The following is a 14674-nucleotide window of genomic DNA, read 5'->3' on the forward strand; positions in this document are numbered from 1 at the left end:
ATGGCCAAAGATATCCACAGCAAGGCAGGCGCCGCCCTGCCCCCCTATTTCAATATCGATCCCGATGCCGCGATGGCGGAGCTCGACCAGCCGACCGACACCGCGCGCTTTGCCGAGATTGCCGAAGGCTGCGCGCGGGGACGTGCGGATCTCGCCAGTCGCGGTCTCAATGAAGAGGGGTCCAAGAACCTGCGTCTGTTCTCCACCTGGGAGATCACCCGCTATCTGATCCCCGTCGCGCAGGCCCATTTCCGCCGCGTGCTCAAGGCCAATCCGGACCTGCCGCAGGGGCGCTCGGAAACCGAGGGCGGTGCCAAATGGTTCACCCTGGATGAGGTACTGCGCCTGCGGGCGTTTTTTGCGGCCCAAGGCTCCAAGGCCAAGAACTACCTCCCCTACCGCCCCGAAGGTCTGCCCGCCAAACTGGTGGCCGTGGCAAACTTCAAAGGCGGCGTTGGCAAGACCTCGACCGCGGCGCATCTGGCGATGTCGGCTGCGCTGGATGGCTACAAGGTTCTGGTCATTGATCTGGATTCTCAAGGCTCGATGACCTCCATTTTTGGAGGAAAGATCGAGGACGAATGGCAGACCGCCTTCCCGCTTCTGGCACGGCACTACGGCGAACACCTGCGGGTGGAAAACCAGCGCCGTCTGGATCGGGGGGATGCGCCGCAGCCCCTCGACGAGAGTCTCACCGCCGCGATGGAGATGACGGCCAAGGATGTGATCCAGCCCACCCATTGGCCCAACATCGACCTCATCGGCGCCCAGCTGAATTTGTATTGGGCGGAGTTCCAAATCCCAGTCTGGCGGATGGCGGCGCGCTCGTGGAAACTGTGGGACGCGCTCACCGACCGGCTCGAGGCGGACGGGGTGCTCGATCAATACGATGTGGTCTTCATCGACACGCCCCCGGCGCTTGGCTACCTCACCATCAATGGGCTCTCAGCGGCGGACATTCTGCTGGTGCCGATGGGGGCGTCTTTCCTAGAGTTTGATTCCACCGGCCGTTTCTTTGACATGCTACATTCCACCTTTGCTTCCATTGAGGAGGGCGAAAACCTCGCGGCCCGTGCTTTGGGTCGCCCCGAGATCGGCTTTGAATGGGATGCGGTGCGGGCGGTGATCACCCGCTACGACGGCGCCCAGCAGGGCGAGTTGGCGGGGTTGGTGCAGGCTTATATGGGGCCAACCCTGTCGCCGCACCGCCAGGACTTCACCGCGCTGATCGGTCAGGCCGGCGAGCAGGTCAACGGGATCTACGAGGCGGATTACCGTGACTTCAACCGTGAGACCTATGCGCGAGGCCGCGAGACATTTGATGAAACCTATGCGGCGTTCAAGCGGCTGCTCAATGGCGTCTGGAGGCGTGAAGAGCTGGCGGTGCAGGAAGAACGAGCGGCCTCCTGAGGCGGTATTAGGATCGGGCTGCGATGCTCTGGGCCTGTGGCTTCGAGTAGCGGCATGAGGAAGGACAATAACAATGGCAAAACGCAAACGGCTGACCCCAGCCCAGCCCACCTATCTCAGCGGCAATGAAAAAGCTGGGGCCAGTGCCCCTGGTCCGCTCTCGATGGGGGCGGCTCCAATTGCGCAAGTGGCGTCTGATACCTCGGCGTCGGCGGCGCTCGAAGAACTCTCCGGTGTGCTGGAGCGTGCCCGAACCAAGGGGCTGATGATCGAAGAACTGCCGCTTGGCGCGATCGACGAGACCTACCTTGTGCGGGACCGCATCGTGCAGGGCGAAGATGACATGCAAGGGCTTATGGAGTCGCTCAAGGCGCGCGGCCAGCATACTCCAATCGAGGTGGTCAAACGCGAAGACGCTCACGGTGAGAAAACCCATGGGCTGATCTCCGGCTGGCGGCGTTTGACGGCGCTGCGCAGACTCTATGAAGAGACATCAGATCCCAAGTTCGCCACCATCAAGGCGTTGGTGGTGCGTCCCGAGAGCGCGGCGGATGCCTATCTGGCGATGGTCGAGGAAAACGAAATCCGGGTGAACCTCAGCCATTATGAGCGCGCCCGCATCGCGGTGCAGGCTTTGGCCGAAGGGGTCTATCCGGATCAACGCAAGGCGCTCCTGGGGCTGTTTCAAAACGTGCCCCGTGCCAAGCGCTCCAAGATTGCGAGCTTTGTGACGCTGGTCGAGGCGTTGGACGATGTGCTGCGCTATCCCACCGCGATCCCCGAAAAGCTAGGGCTGGGACTGGCGCGCGCTTTTGCGCAAACTCCGCAATTTGCACAGGAAGTAGCGCAGAAGCTGAGAGAGCGTCCCTGTGTCGATGCCGAGGAAGAACAGGCACTTCTGAGCGACCTCCTTGCTGCGCATGAGCAAAGTGGAATCGCGGATGTAACTGAAACACCCCCTGCAGGATCTGATCCCGAAGAAACGCCCCAGACTCCTCCCACCTCGGACAGCCCTACTCTCATGCCGCAGGTACGCAATTTGGACCCGGTTGATCAGAACGAAGATAGTGAACGGGGGAGCATGCCCGTAAGCACTGGTGTACACCTAGATTATTCTCCTTCCCATCAGCGTATCGAGCTAACTGGTCCAGGTGTTGATACGGCTCTGTTGACTGCCCTCAAAGACTGGCTGCGACAGCGTTGAAAGTGAATCCTTCAGGGATACAGGACAAGGTAAAAGATCCTGATGCTTCTGTATCAGGATCTTACTTTTGAAAGAATATCCAAATACGGCAGCGGTCAACCAGCTCAGCGCCCTACTGACATATAGGTTTCAAAACCTGCCTGACGGGCAGACTTGGCGGTATAGATATTACGCAGGTCAACCATGCGAGGTTGTGCCATCTTTCGCGCCAGAGCCTTGAGATCGAGGGCGCGGAATTCATTCCATTCGGTCAGCAACACCACCAGATCGGCATTGCGCGCAGCCTTGTAGGGATCCTCTTCCCATTTGACGCCAGGCAGGAGATCGCGCCCCTCTGCTTCGCCCTGCGGGTCCACCACCCGCACCTTGGCGCCGCCGCCGATGAGGGCTGGCACGATGGTGAGGCTCGGCGCCTCGCGCATGTCATCGGTATTGGGTTTGAACGTCACGCCCAAAATCGTGATGGTCTTGCCGTTGAAACTGCCGTCGCAGGCGTCACGCAGTTTCTCCAGCATCCGCGCCTTAATCTCGTGATTGACGCGCATCACCGTTTCGGTGATCTGCATCGGATAGCCATGATCCTGGCCAATGCGGGCCAGCGCGGCGGTGTCCTTTGGAAAGCACGACCCACCATAGCCGGGGCCTGCATGCAGGAACTTATTGCCGATGCGCCCGTCCAGCCCCATCCCGTGCGAGACCTCCTTGACGTCGGCCCCCACCCGTTCACAGAGGCCTGCGATCTCGTTGATGAAGGTGATCTTGGTCGCCAGGAATGCATTGGCAGCATATTTGATCATCTCGGCGCTTTCGAGATCGGTGGTGAGGATCGGGAAATCGCGCAGGTAAAGTGGCCGGTAGATCTCTGCCATGACCTCGGCCGCGCGTTCGTTTTGCACCCCCACCACCACCCGGTCCGGGCGCATGAAGTCATCAATCGCCGCTCCTTCGCGCAGGAATTCCGGGTTGGAGGCCACGTCAAACTCTGCCGTTGGGTTTGATTTGGCGATCACCTGTTTCACCTGCCGGTTGGTGCCCACCGGCACGGTGGACTTGGTCACCACCACGGTATAGCCCTGCAGGGCGGCGGCGATCTCTTCGCTGGCGGCCATCACATACGTAAGATCAGCATGACCATCGCCGCGCCGCGTCGGCGTTCCGACTGCGATGAACACCGCATCAGCTGTGGCAACGGCGGTGGCCAGATCATCAGTGAATGATAGCCGCCCGGCTGCGACATTGCGAGCCATCAGATCCTCAAGCCCGGGTTCGTAGATCGGCGCCTCGCCTGCTTGCAGTCGCGCGACCTTTGTTGCGTCCTTGTCGACGCAGGTCACATCATGGCCGAAATCGGAGAAGCAGACGCCGGAGACCAATCCGACATATCCGGTGCCAATCATTGCAATGCGCATGGGGATGGTCCTTTGTTGTAGCCTCATCGTCCCCTGCTTGAGCAGGCGGAGTGTTGGGGATCAGACATATACCTGGGCATGAAGAGCTGGAACCGAAATTTTATCCGGATCACAGTCTGATGAAGGCGCAGACGTAAAGCAATATGGCGTGGATGATTTAGTTCCGCTTCGGACCTATTGTTTCGCGCGCGAAACAATAGGTCATATTTGCTGACCTATTTGGACCTTGGGAAAATGGAGATCAAGCAATGTGTAGTTGTGGTGGGTGAAGAGTGTCTGCGTGGCATGAACCTCCTCAACGGCATCAACTTCGGCGATAGTCGCGGTCAGATTATTGGTCAGAACACTAGCGGCATTGCGTGCCAACCGATCCCCATATCCGGCTTGTAAATCGATATGTCGTCTGTCTGCTGTCGCGCGAACTTGACCGTACTCTCGTGCTCGAAATTAGAAAGGTAGATGACAGGGAAAACTCCAGTATGTCGTGTGCCAACTATTGCAACGCGTATCAGAGCGGTTCTTCGCTTTAACCTCTTGCCCCACGCTTCATCAGGTGAAGGGTTGGGAAAGGTATATATGTGCGTACCGAGGTGAGAGCCAAAATCTTGCGCGGATCATAAGCTAATTGAGGGCACGCAGGTGAGGCAAAAAGGTGTCGGTATGATAGGTCCGATTCGTACCTATTGTTTCGCGCGCGAAACAATAGGTCAGTATTTATGACTTATGTGGTGCGAAGGTTCGAAAGCTCATATCGCTTAACTTTGGGGAGGTAACTGGATGATTAGACCGCTCACGGCGTGGAAGCAGCATCTATTTTCTGGTCAGCTGGCATAATAGCCTCGGTACCAAGCGACAAAACGGGCGACACCCTCTTCGACACTAACCTGAGGCTCATAGCCGGTAAGCTGGCTCAACAAAGTGGTGTCTGCCCAGGTTGCCGGCACGTCTCCTGGCTGCATCTTCATCAAGTTCTTTCGGGCGGTGGTCTCTAGCGCGGTTTCTAGCGCAGCAATATAATCCATCAGCGGCGTGGGTTTTGAGGCCCCGATATTGACGATCCTGAAAGGGGCAACTGGGCTCAGGGTGTCTTGCGTAGAGACAGGCGTATCACCGGGCACTGCCTCAATCAGTCCGGTGATACCCGCCACCAAATCATCGATATAGGTAAAGTCTCGGCTCATGCGTCCATGGTTATAGACATCGATCGCCTCACCGGCCTCTATCGCTTTGGTGAACTTGAACAACGCCATATCCGGTCGACCCCAGGGGCCGTACACCGTGAAGAACCGGAACATGGTGGTTGGTAGGCCATAGAGGTGTGCATAGGAATGAGCCATCGTCTCGCCCGCCTTTTTGGTGGCGGCATAAAATGACATTTGATGATCTGCTTTCTGGTGCTCATCGAAAGGGATGTTGGTATTGGCACCATAAGCCGAAGACGTGGAGGCAATCATTATATGCTCGGGCGGATGCGCGCGGGCAGCTTCCAGCACTTCAAAAGTACCTATCAGGTTGGCCTCGAGATAGTCGCGCGGCGCGTCAATTGAATGGCGCACTCCGGCTTGAGCGGCCAGATGGATCACCGCATTGGGTTTGTGGTCAGCGAGTAGGCCCATTAAGCGCCCTGGATCTTCGAGCTTGCCGATCACAGGGATGAAATTATCGTTGACCTCCAGCATAGCGTGGCGGCGCCTTTTTAAGGCGATGTCATAATAAGGTGAAAGACAATCGAGCCCTACAACCTGCCAGCCTGAGGCTAGAAGATAAGTCGCAAGATGGTAGCCAATGAAGCCAGCCGTGCCGGTGATGAGAGCGGTTCGCATGGCCCTTAGGTGGCCTGTGTGGACGGGGGTGTCAATGCTCCCTGCGAGAGCACAACTCAGGGATGGTAGAAAGCTGGAAACAAGATATGTGAGGCAAACGCAGGAACAGGTATTCTCCGGTGCCTTATGGTGCCCCCACACGGACTCGAACCGCGGACCTACTGATTACAAATCAGTTGCTCTACCAGCTGAGCTATAGGGGCTTTGGCGTATGCACTAACTTCTGCGAAAAAACTCTGCAAGTGCAAACCTCTCTCAAGTTCTGGTGGATTATTGCTCTTGATATTATGAGGATCTGCCCTTTTGATATCCTTCGGTCGCAAGGAGCCTCCGCAGATTGGATTTTGGTATTCTGCTTCTCCGTTTTGCGCAAGTGCGGCAGTCCTGGCGTTGTTACATTGCTCAAATGCTCGGCGCACTTGTCGCGGCATTTGTTGGCCAGAGATGTGTACGGCCTAGTTTCACTTTAGCCGTGTCGCTTGAGCACAGGCTTGCGCGGAGTATCTCTCAGGCCACCCAAGATCTGTTCGCTCAAAGTACCGGCATAGGGGAGGGCTGCGGCACTTTGGTTTTGGGGTGTCGTATCTCTTCCCAAAGCTTCGTTTGTGGCTAGAGCCGGAATTATCGGTAGACGCTTGATGACTTGCAGAACGCTCGGGGCAGGTATCGCGGTGGGGGGCGTCCGTGCAATCTAGGACGTCTAATCAAGAACAGGGCGGGAACTGTTTGTTTGGGCGCGCGGTTGTTTGCACTCATCAATGTTTTGCGGGGGCTGCGGCAAAACTAGTCTGCGGGTGTGTTGTCCGTTAAGCTTTTGGCAAGCTGGAGGAAAATGGGTCGTTGATGTTTCGGGATCTTGTAGTAGCTCTGCACAAGTGCGATGGCTTCCTTCTCTTGAGATGCGGTTCTATGAAATTCATGCGTGTCGGATGTCTCCTGTCTCGGATCAAAACCTTCGAAGAAATACGTCACATCTACGCCAAGAACCTTTGAGATATCCCATAGTCGAGAGGCACTGACACGGTTCGATGCCACCTCATAATTCTGTATTTGCTGACACTTGACCCCAACTTTTTCCGCAAGATACTTTTGCGTCTCGTCGACTGTCCAACGCCGGGTTCGAATGCGTTTCCCGACATGAATATCTACCGGGTGCGGCATGGATCTATCCTTTTTTAGAAATGCTTTGCTTTAAGCTTGAATGATATGGAGTGTAGACCAAAAGTCCAGCTCGACACAGGCCTATGTGTCTAACCTCGCTTAGGCCGCGTCGCAATATTCGTTGGATAGGCTGAATGATGAATTTATTTGGCTCTGCTGTCCAGAGTTTACAGATGCATTCGTAAGGACGTGTTCCCTTTAGAGGCAGCATTTTTCAGTTAGCTCTGTTCCGGGTTTGGTCCTCTCTTGACCATTGGCAATAGTCTCGCGAGGTGAGTCCGTCGATGCTCGAATGCGGGCGGTGGTGGTTGCTTGACGCACATCGGCGGGTAGGGGCGCCAGGCCGTTGGTCAGCGCCTCTAGGATCGCTTTAGATTGCCGGCCCTCGTTGCGCATCACGACAGTCTACCGGCTCACGCGTTCGGCGAGCAATGTCACGTTCACCTTTCCATGTTCTTTGCAGCAAATCATCAGATCGCACTCCCAATGACTGAACTCTGCGCGCTCTGAGATACGGTCAGGCCTGTGAGACATGCTTTGGCAGATCGTGATAGAAGCGTTCCGCGCTGCTATCCTTTGAATACGCGGCACCGTTTAAGTGCATTTACAAAATCTGGGCATCCCAAGGTCAGCGTTTCAAGCTCGATCCACTCCATCACAGTCTGGGACTAGACGCCCAGGATCGGTATTGTCCGGTCGTGTATAGATCTTTTAAGAAGGTACGAGGTGCTTATTTCCCGCGACGTGTTGGTTCACAATCTGCTATCTCGGAACTGTATGAGAGTGATGCGATTTGTGATGCCTGGTAATGTAATCAACAAGCTCAAAAATGTCGCTTTGGCGCCAGTACGGCTTATGGCCATGGTACTCTTCTTGTGCACAGCGATTTTGGCTCTGGCTATAATGCTCGCAACTAACCAACCTAGCGTAGGTTTTTCGTTAGGGGTGGAGGGGGATGAACAGGTTGTCATTACTAGTGTAACTGACAAGAGCAGCGACTTATCGGTCGGGCAGACAGTCGCCTCGATCAAGGACGTTTATGGCCATGAGCTTCTGGTTACTTATCACGCCTTCTTGGAAGAACCCGACATTTTGCCCAGTCGGGAGGAAATGCTGTATGCTTTTTTTCAAAGTGGCCTGCTTTTTGAAGCCCTAGAGATCGGGCCTCTCCAACTTGCGTTAGAGACGAGCGGTAACGAGCAAGAGTGGATCCAAGTTTTTGCGACGGAAAGCAGGCCTATCGGGACACTACCTGTTGATTTTTGGTTGCAAACAGGTGCTGGCTTTTTTGCAGTGCTCATCGGATCTTGGGTTTGGAGCCTGAGGCCAAAACAACAATCAACTATCTCGCTGCTCCTTTCGGGCTTTGGCTTGCAAATTTCTGCGACAACTGCGGCAATCTATAGCACTCGTGAAATCGCGCTTTCGGAAAAAGTATTTTTTGCTCTACATGTTACCAATCTATTTGGGACGCTTTTGTTTGGATTTGGCCTCGTAAGCCTTTTCTTGACGTTCCCCAAGGTGCTTAAACTGGCAAAAGAAGGAGCAAGTGTTTCATTTTTTCTGATTATGGTGCTCCTTCCGGCAGCCCTTATGATTGGTGGGTTGCACATATTCTACCAGGCGATTGTTGTAATATTTCTAGTAATTCTACTGCTGATCATAGTTCAATATCTCTATAGCAGACATAACATTGTTGACCGTAGATCGCTGGGTTTGTTGGGGCTTGGGGCTCTCATTGGGTCTGGAAGCTTCGTGATAACAAGAGCACTTCCCACATTGTTTGGAGCGCCTGGCTTCGTCTCTCAAGGAGAGAGCTTTGTGCTCATTACGCTTGTGTATCTTGCTGTCGCGATATCGGTTCAAAGATACCACGTCTTTGACCTGCCGATCTGGTCTGCAAGACTTCTTTATTACTTCTGTGGCGCTCTGTTGCTCGTGTCCTTAGACGCACTTTTGATCTGGGGCCTGTCATTCGACAGGATATCTGCCCTGAGCGTGTCATTGCTAACAGTCACACTTTTTTACTTACCCTTGCGTGAGTGGTTCCAAGCAAAACTCACAGGAAGAGCTTTTAGAAAAACCAACGCTTTTTTGGGCTTTGCGGACTTCGTGGCAAGATCCCATGATGCACAAGAAATGCAAGTACGCTGGAAGGAGGTACTCGCGAACATCTACCGACCTCTGGGCTTCTCCTATGTTCCCAACACCGACAACATCTCCAAAGCGAAGATCGTTCGGCATGGTGAAGGCATACAGATCCCTTTTATTAGAGACCATACTATATGTGTTGAAATGGTTTGGGCATCCAATGGGGCGCGACTTTTTGACAGCCAAGATCGCAAGAGCTTAGATCAACTGCGAGACATGGTGTTAGAGTTGTTGAAAGGGCAGGCAGCTCATTCAATTGGCGTTCATCAAGAACGTTCAAGAATAGCTCGTGATTTGCATGACAACCTCAGCGTAGGCCTGTTAACGGCACTGCATAGTCATAGTGTCGGAAGAAAAGATGAGCTTATACGAACTGCGCTAACAGATATGCGGCGTATCATTAATGCGAACTCCACAGGGCGTACGCTATTATCTGAGTATGTTGGTAGCCTGCGCGGAGAGACCTTCGATTTGCTTGACTCTCTACATGTGACGACCGATTGGCCACTTAGCGATACATTAGGCGTTGAAGTCTCGAGCAAGGCTTGTGAAACGCTACGGGCAATTTTGCGAGAATGCCTCAGCAACGCACTAGAGCATGCTGATACCAAGAAGGTTTCAATAGACATGCATGTTTCTGATGACGTGTTATTCCTGAACATTATAAATGATAATACAGAAGAGATCTCGACAAAGACTGTTCAACATGACCGTGAGCAGCGTGGGCACGGTCTTGAAAATATTCAATATCGTGTCAATTCGTTAGGTGGTGAAGTGACCTTCGAAAAAACAACCGAAGGGAAATTTAAGGTTCTAGCCGCTCTACCACTTAAAGATATCTCACATGGTAGGTAGTTTAGTTTCTGTATTAATCGTCGAAGACGTGCCTGAAGTCGCCGCATGGCTGGAGAAGGTTGTGCATCTTGCGTTCCCTGACAGTGTGTGTGCTCAGGCTCGGTCTCTCAAACAGGCCCAAAAGCTACTGACAAGTGAAGTGTTCGACTTGCATGTGCTTGATTTGAATTTGCCAGACGGGGCGGGAACAGCTTTGGTTCCTCATATTCGTCAACAGTCTAACGATGCAATTTGCGTGGTTGCGACCGTATCAGGAGATGATGCTAGTATTGTTGAGGCGTTGAGCTACGGTATCAACGGGTACCTATTAAAAGATCAACCGCATGCCACTTTAGCAATGCAGTTGAAACAGATTTCGATGGGAGTGCCCTCACTCTCCCCAGCAATTGCACAAAGGCTCATGAGGCACTTCTCAGAAACAGTCATGGTTTCTGGCGAAGCGCCTCTTACACCAAGGGAAGCAGAGGTGCTGTCTCTCATTGGAAGAGGTTTGCGAAATGCTGAGGTCGCTGCAGAGTTGAATATATCCACAAATACAGTGTCTGGGTATATCAAACAGGTTTACTCAAAGCTTGGCATCTCGTCCCGTGCTGAAGCTGCATGGCATTCGAAAAGGTTGGGGTTGTGGTGACAACTGTACCTCCCAGAGCTTTTGGGGGCTCTGAGAGGTATGCTGTTAGATGAAGATACCATCAGAGAAATTGCTACCAATGATGTTCGTTACTTCGTCTGATTGGAGGAAGTAGGCGAGGGTTTCATCCAAAACACCGAGCCCACCGTTCTCAATATATTCCTGCCAGAACGCTTTTCCTGCAGCATCAGCTTCTCGTCCAAAGATATCCATATAGAAGGCATCCAAGAGAGCGGATGTGTCTGTCAACTTATCCCCATACTTTGCATTGAAACTTTCAGTCCTCACAAATGCTTCCATGACCGAAAATAAGGTGGAAGATCCGGATTCGATTTCGTTCAGCCAAAACTCAAATCCCGCTGCATCGGGAGTACTTACGCCGAGAACAGCATTATACGCGGTTTTTAATGCCCCCGCGCCATCTTGAGTGTCCAGATATAGTGTTCCATCGTCAAATACGATCCGATCAAGGCCTACGAGGCTCTGTGACTCCCCACCAGCTGGTGTGACCGTTACGGTCTCTCCTGTGATAACAATAGACGCATCAGAGTAGGGAAGAGAGAACGTCTGTATTTCGTTGCCGTTCGGATCTATTGTAACTGTTGGTGGTGTGATGACGCCACCGCCACCTGAATTGCCTCCAACATCAGAAAAAGCTGGGATGTCTGACAGGGGCGTGCTGTCAGGAAAGCCCGCTACGCCTGCATTGAACTCATCAACACCTAGTTTAATCAAGATTGGATTTTGCTCGATGATGGTGAGAGCAGCGTCGAGCTCTGCTGTAATAGGAACGTTCAGGCTTGTAATGAGGCTACGCAGTTGAGCTGCGATAGACTCTGAGTTGTTGAAAATACTCGTAGTCAAGGACAGTAGAGGGCGGATATCGCCAATGGTGAGTTCAAGCACGGTGGTTCCCCTAGTTTAAAGTTCGTTGCTCAAATCATAGTCGTTTGTGGTGTCGTCGATGAAATCGTAAGGAAACGTCTGAGAGGTGTGCACCCCCTGTTCAGGGGGGCTACCGGTGTCAGCTGACACTCAGCAAAAGTTAACCACAGCAATGAAAGCTGATCGTTTTGTGCTAAGTAATGTCAAAATGGATGCGTGAAAGGGCCGCTACCGGATTCTTAGATAACAACCAACGATGAATATCCTATTGCTTTTAAACAACTTTAAACAGGCTCAGCGCCGCATTCAAAGCTTTCGATCTGACGTGCTCTTCTGAAAGGCCCGCGGTTTGAGTTTAGCCTGTTCTCCAAACTAGGAGACAGGCAATGCGAGAAACCCGGCGCGGTTCACACAGCCAACGCGCTGCAAAGAGATGCCGTATACACGGCCGCGACCGACTGGAATGCAAAACCCAAACAAAGCTCTTGCCAAGCGGCCATCCATACTTGGTCTGAGGACAATGGCGGGAGGGACCGAACTTACGTCGAGTGCCATACTGCAATGGCAGGAAGACCGGAAGGTCGTGTGGCAGTAGATCACGCCCGGCAAGCCCATGCAGGACGGCTTTGTCGAAAGCTTCAACAGTAAGCTCCGGGCGGAATGCCTGAACGCGCACTTGGTTCATGAGCCTTGCGGACGCCCGCGAAAAGCTGAAGGATTGGCGTAGACATTACAACGAGGACAGACTTCACAGTGCAATCGGAGACAATGTCCCGATTGCCATGCATTCTCCCGATGGCGTCACCAGCCCGTCATCGGGATACAGCCGGAAAAATCCAGCTTCGGGCGGTCCAACTGCTCATGACATCCAACTACCACGCTGGCCTCACGTCGTGAATCCCTCACTAAGACCCCATCAAGCCGTGAGAGCCAATACTAGGCCCTAGCGTACACGTCTTCGTAGCGGATGATGTCGTCTTCACCAAGGTAGCTACCGGTCTGTACTTCGATAAGCACCATGGGAACCTTCCCAGGGTTTTCCATCCTGTGAACTGCTCCAAGCGGAACATAGATGGACTGGTTCTCCGTTACTAAACTGACTGTATCATCTACGGTAACTCGCGCAGTTCCTTCGACAACAATCCAGTGCTCAGAACGGTGATGGTGGCTTTGTAGAGACAAGGCAGCACCTGGATTGACGTGAATGCGTTTTACTTGAAACCGCTCGCCTACAATAAGACTTTCAAACCACCCCCAAGGGCGATGATCTTTGGGAAACGCTTCAGCTTGTCGAACAGATTTTGCTTTTAGTGTTTCAACAGCCTTTTTCACATCTTGAGCACGGGAAACATCAGCTACAAGCACTGCGTCTGGCATAGCGACCGTAATAATATTCTTGAGGCCAATACCGACAACCTCAAGACGTTCATCTTCGGAGCGTAGCAAGCTGTCCGTGCAGTCTATTGCACTGGCCCGACCGTGAATGACGACGCCATCCTGATCTGGAACTCCTTCACGCCAAACCGCATCCCAACCGCCTAGGTCAGTCCAGCCACCTGCATAGGGAACAACAGCAAGATTTTCTGCCCGCTCCATGACGGCATAGTCAATGGAGATGTCTTCAGCGCCTGACCAAGCATCAGGATCAAGTCGCAAGAAGCCGAGATCGTGCTCTCCAAGATCTAATGCCGTTTGGACAGACACTAACATATGTGGGCAGTGAGCTTTAAACGCTTGGATTATGCTCTCAACGGAAAACAAGAAGATACCTGCATTCCATAAGAAGTTTCCAGATCGGAGCATGTCTTTGGCAGTGTCTAAATCTGGTTTCTCGACGAACCGCTTCAGACCAATAACTTTAGGCTCAAAATCTTCAGGCTTACTAGCAAGCTCAAGATACCCATAGCCAGTCTCTGGACGGTCCGGCTTTATCCCAAATGTAACCAGTTGCCCAGCTTGTGCCGCAGGCTCTGCGGCTGCAATGGCTGCACGAAACGCCTCTGAATCTGGTACAACATGATCAGACGGCGCTACAAGCATCAGCCCATCAGGATCGTGTTTCTGGAGAAAGAGAGCAGCTGCCAGAACTGCAGGTGCAGTGTTTCGACCTTCCGGTTCAATCAAAATGGCACCCGGGTCAATACCCACTTCTGCCATTTGTTGGGTTACAATAAACCTAAAGTCAGAATTGGTTACAACCATCGGAGAGGCAAAGCCCTCTCCGGCCAAGCGCTGAGCTGATGATTGAAAAAGCGTGATGTCCCCAACAAGAGGCGCAAATTGTTTGGGGTAGCTTTTTCGCGACAAAGGCCACAGCCGCGTTCCTGAGCCTCCGCATAGCAAAATAGGATGTATCACCTGACGCACTGCCCCTTCTAACTTAGCTGCGACGAACATCTTTTGATGCCCATATAGTAAATCCTGTAAGCTCACTGACGTTGAATCAACGATAGCCGTCCAACAGGGCTGAAAGCTGTACTATCCGGTGGACGCTACTTTTGGCAACTATCGGAACCAAGAAGAGAGCGCAGGCAGAGCGCTTGATCGTTGCCTGATGAGTGCACTTTAGCACAGATGGGTCAACGACCACCATGTTACCGTGATCGGTTCTTCTTGGGGGTGTGCAACGCTCGCCATCCTGCGTTTTCGGATGATTGACAGGCTCGAGGGAGAGATGACATCCAGTTGATCTCTATTTGGGGTGTGCCCGCCGAGAGTGGGCAGAACTTGTGTGGTTGGCTGAGTTCTTTATCGCTGGCGGACCATATTTGACGATGGCTTTCTTTTTCAGAGCCTCGCCGCAGAAGTCGGCGTGCATTTTGTGTAAAAGCCGCCAGCTCAGAACTGTACGCGACGCACCGTCCATGCTCGTACGAGAGATAAGAAACTATTCCTCGCTGGCACGAAGGCGATGTCAGTGGATCAAACCTTAAACAGAGCGATCTGGGTGAGAATATATAACCATTGCACGATGAGATCTGCGAGGATGATGGTCAACGTAAGAACTTTGGGCGTCGATCATTGCAGAGCGCCACATATCTCCAAATTTAGCCTGAGGGTGTAGGATGCTGCCGAGAAGTGAATGGTCCGGATTGACCATTCCAGTGACCTGCAAGACGTTAGTCGCTGAACGCTTTTCATCTAT

The 14674-nt window shown here is 52.9% G+C and carries 9 protein-coding genes, 1 tRNA gene and 2 pseudogenes; 5 read left to right on the forward strand and 7 right to left on the reverse strand.

The genetic code is table 11. The features are described 5' to 3' along the window. Both ACZ1HH_RS18520 and ACZ1HH_RS18525 read left to right on the forward strand, forming a co-directional pair. Positions 1–1410, forward strand: a complete 1410-nt coding sequence (locus ACZ1HH_RS18520; protein WP_487320534.1) for an AAA family ATPase — start codon at positions 1–3, stop codon at positions 1408–1410. A 73-nt stretch (positions 1411–1483) separates the two neighbouring features. Next, positions 1484–2614 (forward strand): ParB/RepB/Spo0J family partition protein, encoded by a 1131-nt coding sequence (locus ACZ1HH_RS18525; protein ID WP_472635048.1) that lies wholly within the window; start codon positions 1484–1486, stop codon positions 2612–2614. A 104-nt stretch (positions 2615–2718) separates the two neighbouring features. Here the strand turns inward: ACZ1HH_RS18525 and ACZ1HH_RS18530 are convergent, their stop codons facing one another. The 5 genes and pseudogenes from ACZ1HH_RS18530 to ACZ1HH_RS18550 form a co-directional block, all read right to left on the reverse strand. Continuing rightward, positions 2719–4023 carry a UDP-glucose dehydrogenase family protein gene (locus ACZ1HH_RS18530; protein ID WP_472635049.1) on the reverse strand — a complete coding sequence of 435 codons (1305 nt, stop codon included), beginning with the start codon at positions 4021–4023 and terminating at the stop codon, positions 2719–2721. An 821-nt stretch (positions 4024–4844) separates the two neighbouring features. Further along, complete coding sequence (locus ACZ1HH_RS18535) at positions 4845–5846, reverse strand: GDP-mannose 4,6-dehydratase (protein WP_472635050.1); 1002 nt, start codon at positions 5844–5846, stop codon at positions 4845–4847. 127 nt (positions 5847–5973) lie between these two features. Beyond that, positions 5974–6049 (reverse strand) — tRNA-Thr (locus ACZ1HH_RS18540). A gap of 580 nt (positions 6050–6629) precedes the next feature. After that, positions 6630–7007, reverse strand: a complete 378-nt coding sequence (locus ACZ1HH_RS18545; RefSeq protein WP_011536556.1) for a helix-turn-helix domain-containing protein — start codon at positions 7005–7007, stop codon at positions 6630–6632. Positions 7008–7301: 294 nt separating this feature from the next. After that, positions 7302–7547: pseudogene (locus ACZ1HH_RS18550) on the reverse strand (IS30 family transposase); the annotation flags it as partial. 258 nt (positions 7548–7805) lie between these two features. Between ACZ1HH_RS18550 and ACZ1HH_RS18555 the strand changes: the two are divergent. Together ACZ1HH_RS18555 and ACZ1HH_RS18560 are read left to right on the forward strand one after the other, a co-directional pair. Then, entirely contained in the window at positions 7806–10013 is a 2208-nt protein-coding gene (locus ACZ1HH_RS18555) for a sensor histidine kinase (protein WP_472635051.1), read from the forward strand. Beyond that, positions 10003–10644: a response regulator gene (locus tag ACZ1HH_RS18560; protein ID WP_472635052.1), complete on the forward strand. Its 642-nt coding sequence runs from the start codon at positions 10003–10005 to the stop codon at positions 10642–10644. Before ACZ1HH_RS18555 ends, ACZ1HH_RS18560 begins: the two co-directional genes overlap by 11 nt. A 45-nt stretch (positions 10645–10689) precedes the next feature. Here ACZ1HH_RS18560 and ACZ1HH_RS18565 read toward each other — a convergent pair whose 3' ends face one another. Continuing rightward, positions 10690–11550, reverse strand: a complete 861-nt coding sequence (locus tag ACZ1HH_RS18565; protein ID WP_472635053.1) for a DUF4214 domain-containing protein — start codon at positions 11548–11550, stop codon at positions 10690–10692. Between the two features lie 580 nt (positions 11551–12130). Here ACZ1HH_RS18565 and ACZ1HH_RS18570 point away from each other — a divergent pair. Then, a pseudogene (locus tag ACZ1HH_RS18570) lies at positions 12131–12311 on the forward strand (integrase core domain-containing protein); the annotation flags it as partial. A 154-nt stretch (positions 12312–12465) separates the two neighbouring features. Here ACZ1HH_RS18570 and ACZ1HH_RS18575 read toward each other — a convergent pair. Then, positions 12466–13926 carry a mannose-1-phosphate guanylyltransferase/mannose-6-phosphate isomerase gene (locus ACZ1HH_RS18575; protein WP_166485477.1) on the reverse strand — a complete coding sequence of 487 codons (1461 nt, stop codon included), beginning with the start codon at positions 13924–13926 and terminating at the stop codon, positions 12466–12468. Positions 13927–14674: the final 748 nt, after the last annotated feature.

It is taken from the genome of Epibacterium sp. HA2-3 (assembly GCF_055693725.2).

Excerpts from the sequence above, each read along its gene's own strand:
- ACZ1HH_RS18520 (WP_487320534.1), top strand. The coding sequence starts at position 1 with ATGGCCAAAGATATCCACAGCAAGGCAGGCGCCGCCCTGCCCCCCTAT.
- ACZ1HH_RS18525 (WP_472635048.1), top strand. The coding sequence starts at position 1,484 with ATGGCAAAACGCAAACGGCTGACCCCAGCCCAGCCCACCTATCTCAGC.
- ACZ1HH_RS18530 (WP_472635049.1), bottom strand. The coding sequence starts at position 4,023 with ATGCGCATTGCAATGATTGGCACCGGATATGTCGGATTGGTCTCCGGC.
- ACZ1HH_RS18535 (WP_472635050.1), bottom strand. The coding sequence starts at position 5,846 with ATGCGAACCGCTCTCATCACCGGCACGGCTGGCTTCATTGGCTACCAT.
- ACZ1HH_RS18545 (WP_011536556.1), bottom strand. The coding sequence starts at position 7,007 with ATGCCGCACCCGGTAGATATTCATGTCGGGAAACGCATTCGAACCCGG.
- ACZ1HH_RS18555 (WP_472635051.1), top strand. The coding sequence starts at position 7,806 with ATGCCTGGTAATGTAATCAACAAGCTCAAAAATGTCGCTTTGGCGCCA.
- ACZ1HH_RS18560 (WP_472635052.1), top strand. The coding sequence starts at position 10,003 with ATGGTAGGTAGTTTAGTTTCTGTATTAATCGTCGAAGACGTGCCTGAA.
- ACZ1HH_RS18575 (WP_166485477.1), bottom strand. The coding sequence starts at position 13,926 with ATGTTCGTCGCAGCTAAGTTAGAAGGGGCAGTGCGTCAGGTGATACAT.